The 16,993-nt window shown below is 69.3% G+C and carries 16 protein-coding genes and 1 pseudogene; all 17 read left to right on the top strand.

The genetic code is table 11. The annotated features are described in order from the left end of the window. Nucleotides 1–102: 102 nt before the first annotated feature. The 17 genes and pseudogenes from ACFU53_RS39410 to nusB all read left to right on the top strand — a co-directional run bounded on the left by ACFU53_RS39410 (nt 103) and on the right by nusB (nt 16,865). Nucleotides 103–741, top strand: a complete 639-nt coding sequence (locus ACFU53_RS39410) for a vitamin K epoxide reductase family protein (RefSeq protein ID WP_384004074.1) — start codon at nt 103–105, stop codon at nt 739–741. Nucleotides 742–825: 84 nt separating this feature from the next. After that, entirely contained in the window at nt 826–2,181 is a 1,356-nt protein-coding gene (locus tag ACFU53_RS39405; protein WP_384004072.1) for a replication-associated recombination protein A, read from the top strand. A 300-nt stretch (nt 2,182–2,481) separates the two neighbouring features. Further along, a complete protein-coding gene (rpsD, locus tag ACFU53_RS39400; RefSeq protein WP_046705307.1) occupies nt 2,482–3,096 on the top strand; it encodes a 30S ribosomal protein S4 in 615 nt (204 codons plus the stop codon). A 204-nt stretch (nt 3,097–3,300) separates the two neighbouring features. Then, a complete protein-coding gene (locus ACFU53_RS39395; RefSeq protein ID WP_384004080.1) occupies nt 3,301–3,747 on the top strand; it encodes a DUF948 domain-containing protein in 447 nt (148 codons plus the stop codon). A 7-nt stretch (nt 3,748–3,754) separates the two neighbouring features. After that, nucleotides 3,755–4,129, top strand: a complete 375-nt coding sequence (locus ACFU53_RS39390; RefSeq protein ID WP_384004069.1) for a hypothetical protein — start codon at nt 3,755–3,757, stop codon at nt 4,127–4,129. Next, nucleotides 4,129–6,801, top strand: coding sequence for an alanine--tRNA ligase (gene alaS / locus ACFU53_RS39385; RefSeq protein WP_384004067.1), 2,673 nt, complete (start codon nt 4,129–4,131; stop codon nt 6,799–6,801). Before ACFU53_RS39390 ends, alaS begins: the two co-directional genes overlap by 1 nt. 38 nt (nt 6,802–6,839) lie before the next feature. Further along, nucleotides 6,840–7,304, top strand: coding sequence for a Holliday junction resolvase RuvX (ruvX, locus tag ACFU53_RS39380; protein WP_384004078.1), 465 nt, complete (start codon nt 6,840–6,842; stop codon nt 7,302–7,304). Between the two features lie 124 nt (nt 7,305–7,428). Beyond that, nucleotides 7,429–9,231, top strand: coding sequence for an endolytic transglycosylase MltG (gene mltG / locus ACFU53_RS39375; RefSeq protein ID WP_384004065.1), 1,803 nt, complete (start codon nt 7,429–7,431; stop codon nt 9,229–9,231). Then, the gene (locus ACFU53_RS39370) at nt 9,232–10,071 is read left to right on the top strand and encodes a shikimate dehydrogenase (RefSeq protein ID WP_384004063.1); all 840 of its coding nucleotides are present in this window, start codon (nt 9,232–9,234) and stop codon (nt 10,069–10,071) included. A 90-nt stretch (nt 10,072–10,161) separates the two neighbouring features. Next, nucleotides 10,162–10,308: pseudogene (locus ACFU53_RS39365) on the top strand ((2Fe-2S)-binding protein); the annotation flags it as partial. A gap of 233 nt (nt 10,309–10,541) precedes the next feature. Next, nucleotides 10,542–11,726, top strand: a complete 1,185-nt coding sequence (gene aroC / locus ACFU53_RS39360) for a chorismate synthase (protein WP_384004061.1) — start codon at nt 10,542–10,544, stop codon at nt 11,724–11,726. Nucleotides 11,727–11,758: 32 nt separating this feature from the next. Beyond that, on the top strand, nt 11,759–12,241 hold the full coding sequence (locus ACFU53_RS39355) for a shikimate kinase (protein ID WP_384004076.1): 483 nt from the start codon (nt 11,759–11,761) through the stop codon (nt 12,239–12,241). Next, entirely contained in the window at nt 12,238–13,329 is a 1,092-nt protein-coding gene (aroB, locus tag ACFU53_RS39350) for a 3-dehydroquinate synthase (protein WP_384004060.1), read from the top strand. The genes ACFU53_RS39355 and aroB overlap by 4 nt, the downstream gene beginning before the upstream one ends. A gap of 177 nt (nt 13,330–13,506) precedes the next feature. Beyond that, nucleotides 13,507–14,496, top strand: a complete 990-nt coding sequence (locus ACFU53_RS39345; RefSeq protein WP_384004058.1) for an AAA family ATPase — start codon at nt 13,507–13,509, stop codon at nt 14,494–14,496. Nucleotides 14,497–14,695: 199 nt separating this feature from the next. Continuing rightward, nucleotides 14,696–15,802 (top strand): aminopeptidase P family protein, encoded by a 1,107-nt coding sequence (locus ACFU53_RS39340; protein ID WP_384004056.1) that lies wholly within the window; start codon nt 14,696–14,698, stop codon nt 15,800–15,802. A gap of 59 nt (nt 15,803–15,861) precedes the next feature. Then, entirely contained in the window at nt 15,862–16,428 is a 567-nt protein-coding gene (efp, locus tag ACFU53_RS39335) for an elongation factor P (protein ID WP_033532566.1), read from the top strand. A gap of 2 nt (nt 16,429–16,430) precedes the next feature. Further along, entirely contained in the window at nt 16,431–16,865 is a 435-nt protein-coding gene (gene nusB / locus ACFU53_RS39330) for a transcription antitermination factor NusB (RefSeq protein ID WP_384004054.1), read from the top strand. Nucleotides 16,866–16,993: the final 128 nt, after the last annotated feature.

Here is a 16,993-nt window from a genome sequence, read left to right as displayed (position 1 = left end):
CGGTAGGGGCGACTTTTATGTCCAGTGAACGGTGGACGCGGGAGTGTGTGCGGCACAATGAACGTGCCCCAGAGGCCCCTTCGAAGCTATGGAAACGACGTGATGAGCAAGACGACAGTCAAGGACGTCTCCGCCGCCAAGCGGGAACACACCGAGGTCCCACGCACGGTGGGCGGCAGTCGTGCCTTCGCGATCCTCCTTCTGATCACCGGCGCGGCCGGGCTGCTCGCCTCCTGGGTCATCACGCTCGACAAGTTCAAGCTGCTCGAAGACCCGAACTTCACGCCCGGCTGCAGCCTCAACCCGGTCGTCTCCTGCGGCAACATCATGAAGAGCGACCAGGCCTCCGTCTTCGGCTTCCCCAACCCGATGCTCGGCCTCGTCGCGTACGGCATCGTCATCTGCGTCGGCATCAGCCTGCTCGCCAGGGCGACCTACCCGCGCTGGTACTGGCTGACCTTCAACGCGGGCACCGTCTTCGGCGTCGGCTTCGTGACCTGGCTGCAGTACCAGTCGCTGTACAACATCAACTCGCTCTGCCTGTGGTGCTGCCTCGCCTGGGTCGCCACGATCCTGATGTTCTGGTACGTGACGTCCTCCAACATCCGCAACGGCTTCCTGCCCGCCCCCGGCTGGCTGAAGGGCTTCTTCGGCGAGTTCACCTGGGTCCTGCCCGTGATGCACATCGGCGTCATCGGCATGCTGATCCTGACCCGCTGGTGGGACTTCTGGACCAGCTGACGGCCCCGGGCGGCCGTCGGCGGTCCCGAGCGCCGGCCGACGGCACCGGCCGGACTGTCGGTGGCGTGACATAGGGTTTTCGGTGTGGAGCCCGATCTGTTCACCGCCGCCGCAGAAGAACGCCAGGAGAAGGACCCGGCCGCCAGCCCCCTGGCCGTACGGATGCGTCCGCGCACCCTCGACGAGGTCGTGGGCCAGCAGCACCTGCTGAAACCCGGCTCACCCCTGCGCAGACTGGTCGGCGAGTCCGACGGCGGACCGGCCGGCCCTTCCTCGGTGATCCTCTGGGGCCCGCCCGGCACGGGCAAGACGACCCTGGCGTACGTCGTCTCCAAGGCCACCAACAAGCGTTTCGTGGAACTCTCCGCGATCACCGCCGGCGTCAAGGAGGTCCGCGCGGTCATCGAGGGCGCCCGCCGCGCCACCGGCGGCTACGGCAAGGAGACCGTCCTCTTCCTCGACGAGATCCACCGCTTCAGCAAGGCCCAGCAGGACTCCCTGCTCCCGGCCGTCGAGAACCGCTGGGTCACGCTGATCGCGGCGACGACGGAGAACCCGTACTTCTCGGTGATCTCCCCCCTCCTGTCCCGCTCCCTCCTCCTCACCCTCGAACCGCTCACCGACGACGACCTGCGCGGTCTGCTCCGGCGCGCGCTGACCGACGAGCGCGGCCTCAAGAGCGCCGTCACCCTCCCCGAGGACACCGAGGCCCACCTCCTGCGGATCGCAGGCGGCGACGCCCGCCGGGCCCTGACCGCCCTGGAGGCCGCGGCCGGCGCCGCCCTGGACAAGGGGGAAGAGGAGATCGGGCTCCAGACCCTCGAGGAGACCGTCGACCGCGCCGCCGTGAAGTACGACCGCGACGGCGACCAGCACTACGACGTGGCCAGCGCCCTCATCAAGTCCATCCGCGGCTCCGACGTCGACGCCGCGCTGCACTACCTGGCCCGGATGATCGAGGCCGGTGAGGACCCCCGGTTCATCGCCCGCCGGCTGATGATCTCCGCCAGCGAGGACATCGGCCTCGCCGATCCGAACGCGCTGCCGATAGCCGTCGCGGCCGCCCAGGCCGTCGCCATGATCGGTTTCCCCGAGGCGGCGCTCACCCTCAGCCACGCCACCATCGCCCTCGCCCTCGCCCCGAAGTCGAACGCCGCGACCATGGCCATCGGCGCCGCCATGGAGGACGTAAGGAAGGGCATGGCCGGCCCGGTTCCACCGCATCTGCGTGACGGGCACTACAAGGGCGCGGCCAAGCTTGGACATGCCCAGGGGTATGTGTACCCGCACGACCTGCCCGAGGGGATCGCCGCCCAGCAGTACGCGCCGGACGAGATCAAGGAGCGCGAGTACTACAGCCCGACCAGGCACGGGGCCGAGGCCCGGTACGCCGACGCGGTGGAGTGGACCAGGAAGAACCTCGGTCGGAAGCAGTCCTGAACCCCTGTAGACTCCTCCACAGTGCTGCGTCCCGTGTCCGGCTCCGGTCGGCGCCTCAGGCGGGACATCCAGCCGGATCTTCATGATCCAGGAGCGTCGCGCACCGTTGTAGGTGTCGCGGGCAGCCCACCACCACTCGGAGTTCCGGGACCGGTCGGTGGGCCGTTCGTGTGCTGCACGTATGTGCCCAGACCAGGGGAGCGGCTACCCGACAAGTCCCTCGCGGGCCTGACGGGATTCCCCGGCTGCGGATGCGACCTCCCGTAACCCTGAGGCAGCCGAAGAGGAAAAGGAAAAGAAGTGGCGAACCAGCCCCGCCCCAAGGTCAAGAAGTCGCGTGCCCTCGGCATCGCGCTGACCCCGAAGGCCGTCAAGTACTTCGAGGCCCGCCCCTACCCGCCGGGCGAGCACGGCCGTGGCCGCAAGCAGAACTCGGACTACAAGGTCCGTCTGCTCGAGAAGCAGCGTCTGCGCGCGCAGTACGACGTGTCCGAGCGTCAGCTCGTCCGCGCCTACGAGCGTGCCTCCAAGGTCCAGGGCAAGACCGGTGAGGCCCTGATCATCGAGCTCGAGCGCCGTCTCGACGCGCTGGTCCTGCGTTCGGGCATCGCCCGCACGATCTACCAGGCCCGCCAGATGGTCGTCCACGGCCACATCGAGGTCAACGGCGGCAAGGTCGACAAGCCGTCCTTCCGCGTCAAGCCGGACGACGTCGTCATGGTCCGTGAGCGCAGCCGTCAGAAGCCGCTGTTCGAGGTCGCCCGCGAGGGTGGCTTCGCCGCGGACGGTGAGACCCCCCGCTACCTGCAGGTGAACCTCAAGGCCCTGGCGTTCCGCCTGGACCGCGAGCCGAACCGCAAGGAAGTTCCGGTCATCTGCGACGAGCAGCTCGTCGTCGAGTACTACGCCCGTTGATCCGTCTCTGACGGACGTAGTCACTCACCGCGCGTCAGCCCGTCGTCTCCCCGCCCTTTCCGGCGGGCGGGGCGGCGGGCTCTCGCCGTACTGCGGTACCTACCGCGGTGCGTATTAATGCGGTACGGAGTGACAGCCCCGGCGCGATAGGCTCGGGACACGAATTTCGACGTTCAGGCATGTTCCAGGGAGCGGGTGCAGACAGTGTCCGGTGGAGAGGTGGCCGGGATCCTGGTGGCCGTCTTCTGGGCGATCCTGGTCTCCTTCCTCGCCGTCGCGCTGGCGAGGCTGGCCCAGACGCTCAAGGCGACCACCAAGCTCGTCGCGGACGTGACCGACCAGGCCGTCCCCCTCCTCGCCGACGCGTCCACCGCCGTCCGCTCCGCGCAGACCCAGATCGAACGGGTCGACGCCATCGCGTCCGACGTCCAGGAGGTCACGTCGAACGCTTCGGCGCTCTCCACGACCGTCGCGTCCACCTTCGGCGGCCCCCTCGTCAAGGTCGCCGCCTTCGGCTACGGCGTACGCCGGGCCATGGGCGGCCGCCGGGAGGGCGAGTCCGCCGAGGAGCGGCGTCGTACCGTGATCGTGGGACGCACCGTTCCGGGCACCCGCCGGAGCAGGCGGAACACCCGTGGAAAGAAGGACTGACCGAGCGATGTTCCGCCGTACGTTCTGGTTCACCACAGGTGTCGCCGCCGGAGTGTGGGCCACCACCAAGGTCAACCGCAAGCTCAAGCAGCTCACCCCCGAACACCTCGCCACCCAGGCGGCGCACAAGGCGGTCGAGGCGGGCCACAAGCTCAAGGACCGGGCGGTCGGGTTCGCGCTCGACGTCCGCGACAACATGGCCCAGCGGGAGGCCGAACTGGGCGAGGCCCTCGGCATCGAGGCCAACCCCGACCGGTACCCGGAGCTTCCCGCCCCGAGGGACGTCGTCGCCATCGAGAACAGCAACACCCCGAAGTACAGCAGGAATCCGAGGTACGTCGACAGCTCGTCGTACCCGTACAACCGGAATGAGGACCACTGATGGAGTCGGCTGAAATCCGCCGCCGCTGGTTGAGCTTCTTCGAGGAGCGCGGTCACACCGTCGTCCCTTCGGCGTCGCTCATCGCGGACGACCCGACTCTGCTCCTGGTCAACGCGGGCATGGTCCCGTTCAAGCCGTACTTCCTCGGTGAGGTCAAGCCCTCCTTCGACCGCGCCACCAGCGTGCAGAAGTGTGTCCGTACGCCGGACATCGAAGAGGTCGGCAAGACCACCCGGCACGGCACGTTCTTCCAGATGTGCGGCAACTTCTCCTTCGGCGACTACTTCAAGGAAGGCGCCATCAAGCACGCCTGGGAGCTGCTCACCAGCCCCCAGGACAAGGGTGGTTACGGCCTGGAGCCGGAGAAGCTCTGGATCACCGTCTACAAGGACGACGACGAGGCCGAGCGTATCTGGCACGAGCAGATCGGCGTGCCCAAGGAGCGTATCCAGCGCCTCGGCAAGAAGGACAACTACTGGTCCATGGGCGTCCCCGGCCCGTGCGGCCCGTGTTCCGAGATCAACTACGACCGGGGCCCGGAGTTCGGCGTCGAGGGCGGCCCGGCCGTCAACGACGAGCGGTACGTGGAGATCTGGAACCTGGTCTTCATGCAGTACGAGCGCGGCGAGGGCACCTCGAAGGAGGACTTCGAGATCCTCGGCGAGCTGCCCAGCAAGAACATCGACACGGGCCTCGGCCTGGAGCGCCTCGCCATGATTCTGCAGGGCGTGCAGAATCTGTACGAGATCGACACCTCCATGGCCGTCATCGACAAGGCCACCGAGATCACCGGTGTCTCCTACGGCGACGCCAAGGACTCCGACGTCTCCCTGCGCGTGGTCACCGACCACATCCGCACCGCCGTGATGCTCATCGGTGACGGCGTCACCCCCGGCAACGAGGGCCGTGGCTATGTGCTGCGCCGCATCATGCGCCGCGCCATCCGCAACATGCGGCTGCTCGGTGCCACCGGCCCGGTCGTCCAGGATCTCATCGACGTCGTCATCGCCATGATGGGCCGGCAGTACTCCGAGCTGATCACCGACCGCGAGCGCATCGAGAAGGTCGCCCTCGCCGAGGAGAACGCCTTCCTCAAGACGCTGAAGGCCGGCACCAACATCCTCGACACCGCCGTGACGGAGACCAAGGCCTCCGGCGGCCAGGTCCTCGACGGCGACAAGGCCTTCCTGCTCCACGACACCTGGGGCTTCCCGATCGACCTCACCCTGGAGATGGCCGCCGAGCAGGGCCTCTCCGTGGACGAGGACGGCTTCCGCCGCCTGATGAAGGAGCAGCGGGACCGCGCCAAGGCCGACGCCCGCGCCAAGAAGACCGGCCACGCCGACCTCGGTGCCTACCGCGAGATCGCCGACGCCGCCGGCGAGACCGAGTTCATCGGCTACTCGGACACCGAGGGCGAGTCGACGGTCGTCGGCATCCTCGTCGACGGTCTGTCCTCGCCCGCCGCCACCGAGGGCGACGAGGTCGAGATCGTCCTCGACCGCACCCCGTTCTACGCCGAGGGCGGCGGCCAGATCGGTGACACCGGCCGGATCAAGGTCGACTCCGGTGCCGTCATCGAGATCCGCGACTGCCAGAAGCCGGTCCCGGGCGTCTACGTCCACAAGGGCGTCGTCCAGGTCGGCGAGGTGACCGTCGGCGCCAAGGCCCAGGCCTCGATCGACGGCCGTCGCCGCACGGCCATCGCCCGCGCCCACTCGGCCACGCACCTCACCCACCAGGCCCTGCGGGACGCCCTCGGCCCGACGGCCGCCCAGGCCGGTTCCGAGAACCAGCCCGGCCGCTTCCGCTTCGACTTCGGTTCCCCGTCCGCCGTCCCGACGGCCGTGATGACCGACGTCGAGCAGAAGATCAACGAGGTGCTCGCCCGCGACCTGGACGTGCACGCCGAGATCCTGAGCCTCGACGAGGCCAAGAAGCAGGGCGCCATCGCCGAGTTCGGCGAGAAGTACGGCGAGCGAGTCCGTGTCGTCACCATCGGCGATTTCTCCAAGGAGCTGTGCGGCGGCACGCACGTCCACAACACCTCGCAGCTCGGCCTGGTCAAGCTGCTCGGCGAATCGTCCATCGGTTCCGGCGTACGCCGTATCGAGGCCCTGGTCGGCGTTGACGCGTACAACTTCCTCGCCCGTGAGCACACGGTCGTCGCCCAGCTTCAGGAGCTGATCAAGGGCCGTCCGGAGGAGCTTCCGGAGAAGGTTTCGGCCATGCTCGGCAAGCTGAAGGACGCCGAGAAGGAGATCGAGAAGTTCCGCGCGGAGAAGGTGCTGCAGGCCGCCGCAGGTCTCGCCGAGTCCGCCAAGGACGTCTCCGGCGTTGCCCTGGTGACCGGTCAGGTCCCGGACGGCACGACCGCCGACGACCTTCGCAAGCTGGTGCTCGACGTGCGCGGACGCATCCAGGGCGGCCAGGCCGTCGTGGTCGCCCTCTTCACCTCCGTGAACGGCAAGCCGCTGACGGTCATCGCCACCAACGAGGCCGCCCGCGAACGCGGCCTGAAGGCTGGCGACCTGGTCCGTACGGCCGCCAAGACGCTCGGTGGCGGCGGTGGCGGCAAGCCGGATGTCGCCCAGGGCGGTGGCCAGAACGCGGCCGCCATCGGCGCGGCCGTGGACGCGGTCGAACGACTGGTCGCCGAGACGGCCAAGTGAGCACGACGGATCACACGAGCGAAGACGACGGCCCGGCCATGCGCCGCGGCCGTCGGCTCGCGATCGACGTCGGCGACGCCCGCATCGGGGTCGCCTCCTGCGACCCCGACGGGATTCTCGCCACCCCGGTCGAGACCGTTCCCGGTCGCGATGTCCCGGCGGCGCAACGCCGGTTGGGTCAACTCGTCGAGGAGTACGAACCGATCGAGGTCGTCGTCGGTCTTCCTCGCTCTCTCAAGGGGGGCGAGGGCCCGGCGGCGGTCAAGGTGCGCGGCTTCGCCCAGCAACTGGCCCGCATGATCGCACCCGTTCCGGTCAGACTCCTGGACGAGAGGATGACCACAGTGACGGCCGGTCAAGGACTGCGTGCCTCGGGTGTGAAATCCAAAAAGGGCAGGTCGGTCATTGACCAGGCAGCAGCCGTGATCATCCTGCAACAGGCGCTGGAATCCGAACGGGCGTCAGGTAAAGCTCCCGGCGAAGGCGTCGAAGTGGCCAGCTGATCGCGATACGGTAACGTTCCGCGCGATGCGGTGGCCTTCGAACAGCCACCGCACAAAAAGAGGCGGGGACGAAAGCCGAGCCACAAGCCCCGCGTGACCGCCGCCTCGCGGCTCTAGGGGATCGATGACTGAGTATGGCCGGGGCCCAGGCTCCGAACCGTGGCATCCGGACGACCCGTTGTACGGGGACGGCGGATGGGACGGGCAGCAGGCCCAGGCGGGCCAGCAGTCCCCCTACGGCGGCCAGCCGCAGCAGCACTACCCGGAGCAGCAGCAGTACCAGCAGCAGTACGACAACGGCAACGGCAGCTGGAACAACGGCCATCAGGACGCCTACGCCCAGCAGCAGTACCAGCAGGAGTACGGCGACCCCGGGCAGCAGTACCCCGGCCAGAACCAGCACCAACAGCAGTACCCCGGGCCTGACCAGCAGCAGTACGACCAGGTCAACGGCGGCTGGAACAACGGAACGCACCAGCACGGGCAGGGCCCTTACGTCGGCGACCCGGCCGACCCCTACGGGGGGCAGCAGCAGGCGATGGCCTACGGCGGTGGCCAGCAGGACTTCTACGGCACGCCCGACGCGTATCCGCCGCCGGAGCCGCCCTCGCGCCGTGGCGCGGAATCCACGCCCGTATCCACGCCCGCACCCACTCCGGAGCCCGAGGCCGAGAAGCAGCCGGCCGCCGAGCGGACCGACTGGGATCCCGGGCCGGACCAGGGTGAGCACGCGTTCTTCGCCGGTGGCGGCGATGACGACGATGACGACGAGGCCGAGGAACGCGCCGGCCGGGGCGACCGGAAGGGCCGCGGCGGCAAGGCCAAGAAGCCGGGCAAGGGCGGCAAGAAGCGCCGCAGTGGTTGTGCCTGCCTGGTGGTCGTCATGGTCTTCGGCGGTGGCCTCGCCGGCGTCAGCTATTTCGGTTACCAGTTCTACCAGAGTCGTTTCGGCGAGACTCCCGACTATTCGGGGAACGGTACGAACGAGGCCGTTACGATCACAGTCGCCAAGGGCGAATTCGGGTCGGTGATCGGGCAGAAGCTGAAGGCGGCCGGAGTCGTCAAGAGTGTTGACGCCTTCACGGCCGCACTGGCGCAGAATCCCGAGAAGTCTCAGATTCAAGCGGGCGTTTATCTCCTCAAGAAGGAGATGTCCGCTGAAAGCGCTATCGCTCTGATGCTCGACCCGAAGAGCCAGAACAACTTCACGGTCATCGAAGGCGAACGGAACAACGACGTCTACGCCAAGATCGACAAGGAGTTGGGGGTCGAGAAGGGTGCGACGAAGGAAGTCGCAGAGAAGGAGTGGCAGTCCCTCGGCCTTCCCGACTGGGCGAACGACAACGACGACATCAAGGATCCGCTGGAAGGATTCCTCTACCCGTCCACCTATCCGGTCGCCAAGGGCATGAAGCCCGAGGCCGTCCTGAAGGAAATGGTCGACCTCGCCAAGGCGAACTACGAGGAATTCGGACTGGAGGACAAGGCCGAGGACCTGAAGCTGGAAAATCCGCTCCAGGTGCTCACGGTGGCGAGCCTCGTCCAGGCCGAGGGGAAGTACAAGAAAGACTTCCTGAAGGTCTCCCGGGTCGTCTACAACCGGCTCGACAAGAACAACACGGAAACCTATGGACTGCTCGACTTCGACTCCACGGTGAATTACCTGCGCGGTGAATCCAAGCTGGCCACGGGTTCGGTGAACTCGCTGCGACAGATCGACGACCCGTACAACACGTACAAGATCAAGGGTCTGCCCCCCGGGCCGATCGGCAATCCGGGTGAGGTGGCCATCAAGGCTGCACTGAAGCCGGCCAAGGGTGACTGGTACTACTTCGTGTCGATCAACGCGGACGAGACGCTATTCGCCGTGACCAACGAAGAGCACAACCGGAACCGCGAGAAGTACGAGGAAGAGCAGAACGGATAGATGAGCCGCACCGACAGCTTGCACCGGGCCGCCGTGCTCGGTTCGCCGATCGCCCACTCGCTCTCCCCGGTGCTGCACCGGGCCGCGTACGCCGAACTCGGGCTCGCCGACTGGTCGTACGACCGTTTCGAGGTCGACGAGGAGGCCTTGCCCGGGTTCGTCGAGGAACTCGGGCCGGAGTGGGCGGGGCTGTCGCTGACGATGCCGCTCAAGCGGGCGGTCATCCCGCTGCTGGACGAGATCAGCGAGACGGCGACCTCCGTCGAGGCCGTCAACACGTTGGTGTTCACGGAGGACGGGCGGCGGGTCGGCGACAACACCGACATCCCCGGTATGGTCGCCGCCCTGCGGGAGCGGGGCATCGAGCAGGTGGAGTCGGCGGCCATTCTCGGCGCGGGTGCCACCGCCTCCTCCGCGCTGGCCGCGCTCGCCCGGATCTGCACCGGTGAGGTCGTGGCGTACGTACGGAGCGAGGCCCGTGCCGCCGAGATGCGGCAGTGGGGTGAGCGGCTGGACATCGAGGTGCGTACGGCGGCCTGGGCGGAGGCCGAGCGGGGACTGAGCGCTCCGCTGGTCATCGCCACGACGCCGGCCGGGGCGACGGACGCGCTGGCCGGGGCGGTGCCGGAGCGGCCGACGACGCTGTTCGACGTGCTGTACGACCCATGGCCGACGGAGCTGGCTGCGCGCTGGTCGGCGTACGGGGGTGCGGTGGTCAGTGGGCTTGATCTGCTGGTGCACCAGGCGGTTCTGCAGGTCGAGCAGATGACCGGGTGCAAGGCGGCTCCCGTGGGGGCGATGAGGCGGGCGGGGGAGCGGGCGCTGGCCGAGCGGGGCTGAGCCTCTTCGGTGTGTTGATCCTTGGTACCCCTTGTGGCAAGGGGTACCAGCGGCGATCATCACCGGGCGGTCCGGCGACGTAGGCGGGGCGTGGAACGGAGCCCCCAGCCACGTCACTCCCGGCGCAGGGACGGCGAGACCGTCACCGTCCACGCCCCCGACGACCGGCCCCTGCTGTGGGCGCTGCGCGACGTGCTCGGCGTACGCGGCCCCAAGTACGGCTGCGGCATCGACGTCTGAAGGGCCTGCACCAGCACCTCGACGACGAGATCTGCCAAGGTGGGGTGACCCTGCGGCGCGTACCGGGCACACGCCGTCCGTCTGCTGGACCCGTGACCGGCTCCCGCCCCGGACGTGGGAGGATCGCAGTGGCGGGCCGGGGCCGCGCACCCGGTAGCCGTCGCCGTACGCGAGGACGCGCGTGCACGAAGGCAGTACGCAGTACAGGGCGCGAGCACTGAGGAGCACCGTTGAGCAGGTTGCGCTGGCTGACCGCGGGGGAGTCCCACGGTCCCGCACTTGTCGCGACGCTGGAGGGTCTTCCCGCCGGCGTGCCGATCACCACGGAGCTGGTGGCGGACCACCTGGCCCGGCGGCGCCTGGGCTATGGACGCGGTGCGCGGATGAAGTTCGAGCGTGACGAGGTCACGTTCCTCGGCGGTGTGCGGCACGGCCTGTCCATGGGCTCGCCGGTGGCGATCATGGTGGGCAACACCGAGTGGCCGAAGTGGGAGCAGGTCATGTCGGCCGACCCGGTCGACCCGGAGATCCTCGCCGGTCTGGCCCGCAACGCACCGCTGACGCGTCCCCGGCCGGGTCACGCGGACCTGGCGGGCATGCAGAAGTACGGCTTCGACGAGGCCCGACCCATCCTGGAGCGCGCTTCGGCCCGGGAGACCGCGGCCCGGGTCGCCCTCGGTGCCGTCGCCCGGTCGTACCTGAAGGCGACGGCCGGGATCGAGATCGTCTCTCACGTGGTGGAGCTGGCCGCGGCGAAGGCCCCGCAGGGCGTGTACCCGACGCCGGCCGACGTGGAGAGGCTGGACGCGGACCCGGTGCGCTGCCTGGACGCGGACGCGTCGAAGGCGATGGTCGCGGAGATCGACCAGGCCCACAAGGACGGGGACACCCTCGGTGGCGTCGTCGAGATCCTCGCGTACGGCGTGCCCGTCGGCCTCGGCTCGCACGTCCACTGGGACCGCAAGCTGGACGCCCGTCTCGCCGGTGCGCTGATGGGCATCCAGGCCATCAAGGGCGTCGAGATCGGCGACGGCTTCGAGCTGGCCCGGGTGCCGGGCTCGAAGGCGCACGACGAGATCGTGAACACCCCCGAGGGCATCCGGCGCGTCTCCGGCCGCTCCGGTGGCACCGAGGGCGGTCTGACCACGGGAGAGCTGCTGCGGGTGCGGGCGGCGATGAAGCCGATCGCGACCGTGCCGCGCGCGCTGCGGACCGTGGACGTGACCACCGGTGAGGCCACGCAGGCCCACCACCAGCGCTCCGACGTCTCCGCGGTCCCGGCCGCCGGCATCGTCGCCGAGGCCATGGTGGCCCTGGTGCTGGCGGACGCGGTGGCGGAGAAGTTCGGTGGCGACAGCGTCACCGAGACGGCCCGCAACGTCCGCTCCTACCTCGACCACCTCGCGATCCGGTGACCCCGGTGCCTCTGGTCGTTCTCGTCGGCCCCATGGGCGTCGGCAAGTCCACCGTCGGACAACTGCTCGCCGAGCGGCTCGGCGTCGCCTACCGCGACACCGACGACGACATCGTGGCCGAGCAGGGCCGCGCGATCGCGGAGATCTTCGTCGACGAGGGCGAGTCCGCCTTCCGCGCCATCGAGAAGCGGGCCGTGCACACGGCGCTGGCCGAACACGACGGCGTCCTCGCCCTCGGTGGTGGCGCGATCCTCGACGCCGACACGCGCGCCCTGTTGGCCGGGCAGCGGGTCGTCTACCTCTCGATGGACGTCGAGGAGGCGGTCAAGCGCACCGGCCTCAACGCCGCCCGCCCGCTGCTGGCCGTCAACCCCCGCAAGCAGTGGCGGGAGTTGATGGAGGCCCGGCGGAACCTGTATGAGGAGGTCGCCACGGCCGTCGTCGCCACCGACGGCCGTACGCCCGAGGAAGTCACCCAAGCGGCCCTGGACGCACTGGAGTTGAAGGAAGTATGAGCGAGACAGTGACCCGTATCCAGGTCGGCGGTACGGCGGGTACCGAGCCGTACGAGGTCCTGGTGGGGCGTCAGCTCCTCGGCGAGCTGGGCGGGTTGATCGGCAACCGGGCCAAGCGGGTCGCGGTGATCCACCCCGAGGCGCTGGACGACACCGCTGAGGCGCTGCGGGCCGATCTGGCCGGGCAGGGTTTCGAGGCGGTCGCGATCCAGGTGCCGAACGCGGAGGAGGCGAAGACCGCCGAGGTCGCCGCGTACTGCTGGAAGGCGCTGGGGCAGTCCGGGTTCACCCGTACCGATGTCATCGTCGGCGTCGGCGGTGGGGCCACCACGGACCTCGCCGGATTCGTGGCGGCGACCTGGCTGCGCGGGGTCCGCTGGATCGCCATCCCCACCACCGTGCTGGCCATGGTCGACGCGGCTGTGGGCGGCAAGACCGGCATCAACACGGCCGAGGGCAAGAACCTCGTGGGGTCCTTCCACCCGCCGGCCGGGGTGCTGTGCGATCTGGCCGCGCTGGACTCGCTGTCGGTCAACGACTACGTCTCCGGGCTCGCCGAGATCATCAAGGCCGGGTTCATCGCCGACCCGGTGATCCTGGACCTGATCGAGGCCGACCCGCAGGCGGCCCGCACGCCGGCCGGACCGCACACCTCGGAGCTGATCGAGCGGTCGATCCGGGTCAAGGCCGAGGTCGTCTCCGGTGACCTGAAGGAGTCCGGGCGGCGGGAGATCCTCAACTACGGGCACACCCTGGCCCACGCGATCGAGAAGAACGAGCGCTACCAGTGGCGCCACGGCGCGGCGGTCTCCGTCGGCATGCACTTCGCCGCCGAACTGGGCCGTCTGGCGGGCCGGTTGGACGACGCGACCGCCGACCGTCACCGCACGGTCCTCGAATCCGTCGGGCTGCCGCTGCACTACCGCTACGACCAGTGGCCCAAGCTGCTGGAGACGATGAAGGTCGACAAGAAGTCCAGGGGCGACCTGCTGCGCTTCATCGTCCTGGACGGCCTGGCCAAGCCCACGGTCCTGGAAGGACCCGACCCGGCGATCCTCCTCGCCGCCTACGGCGAAGTGGGCCAGTAACGCCCGCTCGGGCACCTCTTGCCCGATTCGCCTTGTGTCCATGGCCACTTGGGCACTTCGGGCTGCCCCCGGCCGTTCACCAAACGGCGGCCGGGGACGGTACCGTTCGGTAAGGGCGGGGTCGAAAGGCCCTGCCCGCCAGTGTCGATGTGACTGTACGAGACGGAGTGGCACCGGATGCAGCACGCAGTGGGAGCTCCGCTGCCGCCGCCCCATCGGCCGGGGCAGGACCCGGCGGCCCCATGGTCGCCGACCGCGAACCACCAGGGACCCCCGGCCCCCCATCACCCGGGAGCGCCGGGCGCGAACCCTCCGGGACACACGGGCGCGAGCCACCCGATGCCCCCGGGCACGCACCCCGGCCCCGTGCCCCCGCCCGCGCCCGTGGCCCCGCCCACGCCGGCCGTGCCCCCGGGATCCGTCCCCCCGCCCGTGCCTCCCGGGCCGGTACCCCCGCCCGCACCGGGCTTCGCCGGAGGCCCCGGGCATCCGCACGCCTCGGCCCCGCAGCAGACCGGGGTCCCGAGGGACACCAGCGGACACGTGCAACTGCCGCCGGGCGGCCCCGTCACCATGCCGCCGCCCGCCACCGGCGCGCCCGACATCACGGCCACCACGCTCGCGGTCCTGCTCATAGGGCCCGCCGGAGCCGGCAAGACCAGCGTCGCCAAGTACTGGGCGGACCACCGCCGGGTGCCCACCGCGCACATCAGCCTGGACGACGTACGCGAGTGGGTGCGCTCGGGCTTCGCGGACCCGCAGTCCGGCTGGAACGACAACTCCGAGGCGCAGTATCGTCTCGCCCGCCGCACCTGCGGCTTCTCCGCCCGGAACTTCCTGGCCAACGGCATCTCCTGCATCCTCGACGACGCCGTCTTCCCCGACCGTCCGGTCGTCGGCCTCGGCGGCTGGAAGCGGCATGTCGGCCCCGGCCTGCTGCCCGTCGTCCTCCTGCCGGGCCTGGAGATTGTCCTCGAACGCAACGCCGAGCGCTCGGGCAACCGCCGCCTCACCGACGAAGAGGTCGCCCGCATCCACGGCCGGATGGCGGGCTGGTACGGCTCGGGACTGCCGATCATCGACAACTCCCAGCTCGACGTCCCGGCCACGGCCCGCGTCCTGGACGAGGTCCTGGCAAGGTCGATCGCGAGCCCGCCCAAGTGGTAGAAGCGCAAGAGCGGACGGCACCGGTGAACACGGCGGCCTGAGCCAACCCAAAAGGGGCGTGGGGAACTGCGCGAACAACCCCCACCGGCTCGCAGACGGCACACAACCCCTCGTCGCACCCCCGTCCCCCGCCCAGGCGCACCCCCCACTCGGCCTCTCTCGACCGGCGGCTCACCAGCGGAACTCATACGCTCGGCACATGTCAGAGGTGTACGCGGCCCGTCGGGCTCGGCTGAGAGAACGCTGCCACTCAAGCGGCAGCGCCACCGCACTCGTGACCCGCCCTGCCAACGTGCGCTATCTCGCGGGCGCGGCGCCCCAGGGGGCGGTCCTGCTGCTCGCGAGGAGCGAGGACGTCCTGGTCTGCGGCGGACCGCCGAGCGGCGAGATCGGAGAGGGCAGGCCCGACGACGCCGTACGCGTCCAGGTGCTGCCGAGGCCCGGTGGCGACCCGGCAGTCGCGGCCGCCGATCTGGCCACGGCCCTGGGCGCCGAGTCGCTCGCCGTGGAGGAGCACCACCTCACCGTGGGCCGACACCGTGCGATCCGCTCGGTCGCGCCCCGGCTGCGGCTCGCCGACCTCGGCGGCGCGGTCGAGCAGCTGAGAGTGATCAAGGACGAGGAGGAGATCTCCTGTCTGCGGATCGGCGCGGAGATCGCCGACCAGGCCCTGGGCGAACTGCTCGAATCGATCCTCGTCGGCCGCACCGAGCGCCACCTCGCCCTGGAACTGGAGCGCCGCCTCGTCGACCACGGCGCCGACGGCCCGGCCTTCACCACCTCTGTCGCCACCGGCCCGAATTCCGGCCGCCCCGGTCACGTTCCCACCGACCGCCGGGTCGAAGAGGGCGACTTCCTCTCCGTCTGCCTCGGCGCGACCTACCGCGGCTACCGCTGCGAGATCGGCCGGACGTTCGTGATCGGCACCTCGCCGGCCGACTGGCAGATCGAGCTGTACGACCTGGTCTTCGCAGCCCAGCGCGCCGGACGGGAGGCACTGGCACCCGGTGCGGCCTACCGGGCCGTGGACCGCGCGGCCCGCCAGGTCCTGGACTCCGCGGGGTACGGTGACGGTCTCCCGATGCTGATGGGGCATGGGGTCGGACTCCAAATCGACGAGGACCCGCAGTTGGCCCCCGCGGCCATGGGTAAACTGGACTCTTGTGTGCCGGTCACCGTCGAACCGGGGGTCCACCTCCCGGGCCGGGGCGGTGTCCGGATCGATGACACGCTCGTCGTACGCCCCGAGGCGGACGGCGGACCCGAGCTACTCACCATCACGACCAAGGAGCTGCTCGCGCTCTAGCTCATCGGCTGTGCGCGTGGCCCGGGGTCGTCCACGTCAGTCCAGGAGATTCCGCAACCGTGGCTTCCACGAACGACCTCAAGAACGGCCTGGTGCTCAAGCTCGAAGGCGGCCAGCTCTGGTCCGTCGTCGAGTTCCAGCACGTCAAGCCCGGCAAGGGCCCGGCCTTCGTGCGCACCAAGCTCAAGAACGTGCTCTCCGGCAAGGTCGTCGACAAGACGTTCAACGCCGGCGTCAAGGTCGAGACGGCCACTGTCGACAAGCGCGACATGCAGTTCTCCTACATGGACGGCGAGTACTTCGTCTTCATGGACATGGAGACCTACGACCAGCTCATGGTCGACCGCAAGGCCGTCGGCGACGCCGCCAACTTCCTGATCGAGGGCTTCACGGCCACCGTCGCGCAGCACGAGGGCGAGGTGCTCTTCGTCGAGCTGCCGGCCGCGGTCGAGCTCGTGATCCAGGAGACCGAGCCTGGCGTCCAGGGCGACCGCTCCACCGGTGGCACCAAGCCCGCCACGCTGGAGACCGGCCACCAGATCCAGGTGCCGCTCTTCATCACCACCGGCGAGAAGATCAAGGTCGACACCCGCACGAGCGACTACCTCGGCCGGGTGAACAGCTAACCGTGGCTGCCCGTAACACGGCCCGCAAGCGCGCCTTCCAGATTCTCTTCGAGGGCGACCAGCGCGGGGTCGATGTCGTGACTGTCCTCGCGGACTGGATCCGGCACGCTCACAGTGACAACCGACAGCCCCCGGTCAGCGAGTACACGATGCAGCTGGTCGAGGGCTATGCGAAATACGCGCGGCGCATCGACGATTTGATCGCGCAGTACTCGGTGGGGTGGACGCTCGACCGGATGCCGGTCGTGGACCGCAACATCCTGCGGCTCGGGGCGTACGAGCTGATCTGGGTCGACGAGACTCCGGACGCGGTGGTGCTGGACGAGATGGTGCAGCTGGCGAAGGAGTTCTCCACGGATGACTCGCCGTCGTTCGTGAACGGTCTGCTCGGGCGCCTGAAGGACCTCAAGCCGTCACTTCGCAGGGAAGCCGAGTAGGGGAGCGCTGTAGGGGGTTCTGTGCGACGTCGGCCGCGGGTTGCCCGTGGTTGTTCGCGCAGTTCCCCGCGCCTCTGAAAGAATGATTACGAAAAAACCGCCGGGGTGACCCGAACCGAATGTGGTTC

Source organism: Streptomyces sp. NPDC057474 (assembly GCF_042802555.1).
Lineage (GTDB): Bacteria > Actinomycetota > Actinomycetes > Streptomycetales > Streptomycetaceae > Streptomyces.
The sequence above is the reverse complement of the archived record's forward strand: the minus strand, read 5'-3'. Positions and strand labels throughout refer to the sequence as shown.

What these genes read in the sequence shown, in the direction of transcription:
- ACFU53_RS39410 (WP_384004074.1), top strand. Translation starts at nt 103, where the DNA reads ATGAGCAAGACGACAGTCAAGGACGTCTCCGCCGCCAAGCGGGAACAC.
- ACFU53_RS39390 (WP_384004069.1), top strand. Translation starts at nt 3,755, where the DNA reads ATGTTCCGCCGTACGTTCTGGTTCACCACAGGTGTCGCCGCCGGAGTG.
- alaS (WP_384004067.1), top strand. Translation starts at nt 4,129, where the DNA reads ATGGAGTCGGCTGAAATCCGCCGCCGCTGGTTGAGCTTCTTCGAGGAG.
- ruvX (WP_384004078.1), top strand. Translation starts at nt 6,840, where the DNA reads ATGCGCCGCGGCCGTCGGCTCGCGATCGACGTCGGCGACGCCCGCATC.
- mltG (WP_384004065.1), top strand. Translation starts at nt 7,429, where the DNA reads ATGACTGAGTATGGCCGGGGCCCAGGCTCCGAACCGTGGCATCCGGAC.
- ACFU53_RS39370 (WP_384004063.1), top strand. Translation starts at nt 9,232, where the DNA reads ATGAGCCGCACCGACAGCTTGCACCGGGCCGCCGTGCTCGGTTCGCCG.
- ACFU53_RS39355 (WP_384004076.1), top strand. Translation starts at nt 11,759, where the DNA reads ATGGGCGTCGGCAAGTCCACCGTCGGACAACTGCTCGCCGAGCGGCTC.
- aroB (WP_384004060.1), top strand. Translation starts at nt 12,238, where the DNA reads ATGAGCGAGACAGTGACCCGTATCCAGGTCGGCGGTACGGCGGGTACC.
- ACFU53_RS39345 (WP_384004058.1), top strand. Translation starts at nt 13,507, where the DNA reads ATGCAGCACGCAGTGGGAGCTCCGCTGCCGCCGCCCCATCGGCCGGGG.
- ACFU53_RS39340 (WP_384004056.1), top strand. Translation starts at nt 14,696, where the DNA reads ATGTCAGAGGTGTACGCGGCCCGTCGGGCTCGGCTGAGAGAACGCTGC.